This is a genomic window from Azotobacter beijerinckii, from assembly GCF_900110885.1.
In the GTDB taxonomy this organism is placed as follows: domain Bacteria; phylum Pseudomonadota; class Gammaproteobacteria; order Pseudomonadales; family Pseudomonadaceae; genus Azotobacter; species Azotobacter beijerinckii.
Genome location: NZ_FOFJ01000118.1, coordinates 1 through 4,833, shown reverse-complemented (window position 1 = coordinate 4,833; position 4,833 = coordinate 1). Strand labels below are relative to the sequence as shown.

The following is a 4,833-nucleotide window of genomic DNA, read 5'->3' as shown; positions in this document are numbered from 1 at the left end:
GGAACAGGCACATCGCGAACGGCTTCCCGAGGGCTGGGAGGCGTCCCCCTACCACCTGGCGGTGCAGGTCAGAAGCCGTTACGAGGGGATGCTCGTCGCGCTGGCGGTGGAGCACTGGCCCGCCTGGGCCGACGATTCGGCCAGCACACTGGCACAGCGCCTGTTGGCATTGGCACGACAGATCAAGCCCAGCCAGGTGGCGACCAGTAAGCGCGGCCCCAAGGTGGAAAAGCCCAAGGCCTGGGTCGATGCCGCGACGGCTCGCGCCCATGTCTCCACCGACCGCCTCATCAAGGCCTCGAAAAGTAAAAGACCTTGAAAGGGGTGACCTTGAAAGGGCTGGCTGTCAGGCCACCCAGCCGCAGACCGGCCGTGAACGTCCAGTGCCCATGCGGGACTGCGGCCAGGCAGCGCTCCCCGCACAATGCGCGACCATACAGCCGGGCCATCTTCGTCGAGGCGCCGGTCTAGTCGATGAAGACGATCCGGGCGGGGTCCAGCAACGGCTGCCCGGCCACCCAGGCCTCGCGGGCCTGCTTCACGTCCGGGCGTTTTTGCTCGGCGGCGTGTGCCGGGTCAGCCCCTGCAGCTCGAGGAACTTCCAGACCGTCGTGGTGCCCACCTTCAGGCCATGCTCGGCTTACAAGTGCGCCACGATTTCGGCCAGGGTCATGTCACGAGTCTGCTCCACCAGGGCGAGCAGGTCGTCCCGGTGGGGATCCAGGCAGGAGCCCCGCGGCTTGCCTTGCCGACGGGCAGACGACTCGCCATGTTCGCGCCAGCGGCGGACCCAGCGGGTCGCCGTCGTGACGCCCACGCCGAAGCGCCGGGCAGCTTGGCGAATCGAGCCATTGTCTGGGCCGCTTCGATCACGCGGCTGCGCAGATCCACACTGTAGGCTCTTGCCATGCGTGTCTCCCGAGTGAGGGTTGGGATAGCCAATCAGAGACCTTGATCCAAGGCAACTCCCAGGCGACGGGCAAACTATTTTTTAGAGAAAATGCTCTAGCAGCCTGTCGGACTATCCCCGGTAAAATGGCGTATCGCTGCCGAACCCCGAAGTCATGAGCCGATTCCGCCCTATAGATCGCCAAACAGAGTATCTACTGCCGCCGTCGGTGCAGGACTCGCACTTGGCGCGCTACGTGGTGGACGTGGTGGAAGGGCTGGACCTGTCGGAGCTGGAGCGGGCCTACAGCGGCCGTGGAAGCGACGCCTACCACCCAGCGATGCTGCTGTCGCTGCTGATCTACGGCTACGCGACGGGGACGCATTCGAGCCGCAAGATCGAGCGAGCGACCTACGATTCGCTGGCCTTTCGCTTCATCGCCGGCGACCAGCACCCGGACCACGACACCTTGGCGAGCTTTCGGCGCCGCTTCGGCGAGCAGTTCGCCGATCTCTTCGTGCAGGTGCTGCAAGTGGCGCGCGAGAACCAGCTCTCGCGCTTTGGCATGGTGAGCCTGGACGGCTCCAAGATCCACGCCAACGCCAGTCGTCACCGTGCGCTCTCCTACGGGCACGCCGAAAAGATCGAAGCCCAGCTCAAGGCCGAAGTGCAGGAAATGCTCAAGCTGGCCGAAGCGGCCGATCACGGCAGCGTGCCCGAGGGCGTGGATTTGCCTGAGGAAATCGCGCGCCGCGAAGCGCGGCTGGCGGCCATCGCCGCCGCCAAGGCCAGGATCGAGGCGAGCGCAGCCGAACGCTTCGCGCGCGAGCAGGCCGAGTACGAGGCCAAGATGGTCAAACGCCAAGCCAAGCAGGCGGCCACGGGCAAGAAGCCCGGCGGCAAGCCCCCCAAGCCGCCTCAGGCGGGCCCAAGTGCCGAGGACCAGATCAATCTGACCGACGAGGACTCGCGCATCATGAAAGTGGCCGGCGGTGGCTTCGAGCAGTGCTACAACGCCCAGGCGGTGGTCGATACCGAGTCGATGCTGGTGATGAACCCCCACGTCACCCAGGCGGGCAACGACAAGGAGCAGGTCGAATCGATGCTGGCCCGCATACAGGCGCTACCCGAAGGACTCAATCGGCCCGAACGACTGCTGGCCGACACCGGCTTCTTCAGCGAACACAACGTCCAGTGCCGCCAGGACGCCGGGGTCGAACCGCTGATCGCCGTGGGGCGCGATGCGCACCATCCGGATTGGCGCAGCCGCTTTGAAGAGCCCGCGCCGCTCAAGGCGCCCGCCAGCCAGGTCGAACAGATGAAGCACACCCTCAAGACCCGCGCGGCCTACGCGCTCAGGAAGCAGACGGTCGAGCCGATGTTCGGCATCATCAAGTCAGTGATGGGCTTCCGCCAGTTTCTGCTGCGCGGCTTGGACAACGTGCGCAACGAATGGACCCTGGTGTGCCTGGCGTGGAACTTCAAGCGCATGGCCGTATTGCGTCCGCAGTGAGAAAAAGGACAGGGGCATTGCGATTTCGAACAAAAAAACCGATTTGGCGCCTGGAATGCCCATCGTCTCTCACATTGTGAAATTAACCCCACGACTGTGTCGCCCGTCGGGTTCAAGTCCGACAGGCTGCTAGGATCGCCATGAAGCTGATCGACAAGATGCCGCCTTCGTTGGCCGCCGTCCGGGTCGCTGGATCAGCGGTGCCCGGTCGGGCGCGGTGATCACAACGCGTTCCTGGAGCTCTTGACCAATGCGTCGCGGGCGGCCGGAGCAGTCGAAGCGGCAGCACGGGAGCAGAGCAGCAACGCCAGTCCAGACCGAAGGGCCACGACATCGAAGGCGAGTTCACCGAGGAGGATTGACCGTGGAAGACGACGAACTGACAGAGGAGCAGTACGAGCTTTTGGGGAAAGCACTCGAGTATTACGCGAGCATTGCAAGGTCCGAAGATATCGGGAACAACGAGCGAATCGACGCGGCCGATAAGGCGCTGAAGATAGCCGACTTCCTCAACCGGGACGACCCGGAATACCGGCGAGACAGGCGTGAGTTCCGGATAAAGAACGGCACCGAGTTGATTCAGGAATTCCAAAAGATTCTGGATGAAATCGGCGACGATGCGTTAATTCAGGAAGCCCGGGAGCTCTTGAAGAAATCGCTCGGCGACAAACCATGACCAAACGCCAGTGCCGCGCCTCATTCCGCGCTTGCCGCACCGCAGCCAGCCTATGACTCGATAGAGGATGCCTGAATTCGGGCGTCCTCCCGGACGAATTGCGCCAGTCTACGCTCCGATGAAGCCACGGACAAAGGCGAAGCTCGCCAAGGATGACCAGGCTTGGAGGAGTAAATCATGAGTAAACCGACCCCGATACTGGACACACGACCCGATAAAGTCGTCACCTGCCATGCAGATACCGGCAGGGATGCATACGTCTATCGCCATGAGTCCGACACAAGTCGACCAGTCCTGACACTGCTGTGCCGTGGAAGGGAGGTTGTCGATGTCGAGGTATTCGACAGCAGTTCTATTCAAGACATGTTGTATGCAGTGACACGGGCCTGGATGTGGGTGAAGTGTGGGGACCTGGAAACCACAGACCCGGATCTCAACAAGTGGGCTCTCGAAAATTCGAGACGGTCGGTGCGCATATAGGCAGCCTTGGAGTTTGCGCCTTATAACCTAAAGGGTTAATCTGTGCCCATGGAAAAACGCAAACCCCATTGCAAGCTGGAAGTCGTAAAAGCTCTACTCGAGGCGGGGAAGATCCGCATGACCGCGACAGCTGTCGTCGGAGCGGAACTGCTCGGGTTCGACCGCGCAGGGATGGTCGACGTTGTCCGGGCACTGACGCCGGCGGACTTCTACAAAAGCATGACCACCCACGCCGATCACACGATCTGGCAGGACGTGTACCACCCGAGCACAGCCTTCGGCGATGTCTATCTCAAGCTGACGGTCGACGCAGGCGTGCTGATCGTGTCCTTCAAGGAGCTATGAACATGAAGTGTCCCGAATGCGGTGCGGCCCACCTGGTGCACGACACCCGTGACGTGCTGTACACCTACAAGGGCGAGACGACCACCATTCCGGCAGTGACCGGGGACTTCTGCCCGGCATGCGCCGAGATTGTGCTGGAGATGGCGGAGGCTGACCGCTACGGCGAGGCTGTGCGGGCGTTCAACAAACAGGTGAATGCCGCCATCGTCGATCCGGGTTTTATCGCCCGCGTGCGCAAGAAACTGGCACTCGACCAGCGCGAAGCCGCCGAGATTTTTGGCGGTGGGGTCAATGCATTCTCGCGTTATGAGTTGGGTAAGACCAAGCCGTCTCTGTCGACGGTACAACTGCTCAAGGTGCTGGACAAACACCCAGAGCTGCTGGAAGAAATCAGAGCGCCGAGATAGCAGACCCGCGGGGCACAACTTCTCAGATGTGCCCGTGCGGCTGATCCTCTCCCGTCACAGATCAAGATCGCCGATCCCAGCGAAAGTCGCCCGGCCACCGTTCAAGACTTTCCGCCAGAGCTTGTCGAACTAGAGCATTTTTACCCTATCCCGATTCATATCCGGCCGCCTCGAAGTAGTGCCTGCAGTCCTGCGCCGAGAACTGCCCGATCACCTCGCCAATGCTCCGCCACAGCTCCGGCACGGTCCGTGCCGCCGCCTTTCTCAGCAGTGCCTTGAGCTTGGAGAAGGCCATCTCGATCGGGTTCAGGTCGGGGCTATAGGGGGGTAGGTAGCGCAGTGTGGCTCCTGCGCCTTCGATGGCCTGGCGTACCCGCGCCACCTTGTCGGCCGGCAGGTTGTCCATCACCACGATATCGCCGGGCGTCAGCTCGGGAACCAGGACCTGCCCGACATAGGCCAGGAAGGCCGGGCCGTTCATGGCGCCGTCGAGCACCAGCGGAGCAGTTAGCCCGTCCACGCG

Annotated in this window: 6 protein-coding genes and 1 pseudogene; 5 read left to right on the top strand and 2 right to left on the bottom strand. The window is 62.4% G+C overall.

Annotated features, from left to right (window positions below; all coding sequences use genetic code 11):
• Nucleotides 1-319 (top strand): annotated as a pseudogene (locus BMY22_RS24560) (IS4 family transposase); the annotation flags it as partial.
• 321 nt (nt 320-640) lie between these two features.
• On the opposite strand, the gene BMY22_RS25275 reads toward BMY22_RS24560, so the two are convergent.
• The gene (locus BMY22_RS25275) at nt 641-844 is read right to left on the bottom strand and encodes a helix-turn-helix domain-containing protein (RefSeq protein WP_425265988.1); all 204 of its coding nucleotides are present in this window, start codon (nt 842-844) and stop codon (nt 641-643) included.
• Between the two features lie 220 nt (nt 845-1,064).
• Between BMY22_RS25275 and BMY22_RS22620 the strand changes: the two genes are divergently transcribed.
• The 4 genes from BMY22_RS22620 to BMY22_RS22605 all read left to right on the top strand — a co-directional run bounded on the left by BMY22_RS22620 (nt 1,065) and on the right by BMY22_RS22605 (nt 4,310).
• On the top strand, nt 1,065-2,402 hold the full coding sequence (locus BMY22_RS22620; protein ID WP_090625554.1) for an IS1182 family transposase: 1,338 nt from the start codon (nt 1,065-1,067) through the stop codon (nt 2,400-2,402).
• 364 nt (nt 2,403-2,766) lie between these two features.
• Nucleotides 2,767-3,078: a hypothetical protein gene (locus BMY22_RS22615; RefSeq protein WP_090625553.1), complete on the top strand. Its 312-nt coding sequence runs from the start codon at nt 2,767-2,769 to the stop codon at nt 3,076-3,078.
• A gap of 528 nt (nt 3,079-3,606) precedes the next feature.
• On the top strand, nt 3,607-3,903 hold the full coding sequence (locus BMY22_RS22610; protein WP_090625557.1) for a type II toxin-antitoxin system MqsR family toxin: 297 nt from the start codon (nt 3,607-3,609) through the stop codon (nt 3,901-3,903).
• 2 nt (nt 3,904-3,905) lie between these two features.
• Nucleotides 3,906-4,310 carry a type II toxin-antitoxin system MqsA family antitoxin gene (locus tag BMY22_RS22605; protein WP_090625551.1) on the top strand — a complete coding sequence of 135 codons (405 nt, stop codon included), beginning with the start codon at nt 3,906-3,908 and terminating at the stop codon, nt 4,308-4,310.
• A gap of 145 nt (nt 4,311-4,455) precedes the next feature.
• Here BMY22_RS22605 and BMY22_RS22600 read toward each other — a convergent pair.
• The coding region (locus BMY22_RS22600) for a transposase (RefSeq protein WP_143068622.1) at nt 4,456-4,833 on the bottom strand (378 nt) is incomplete at its 5' end.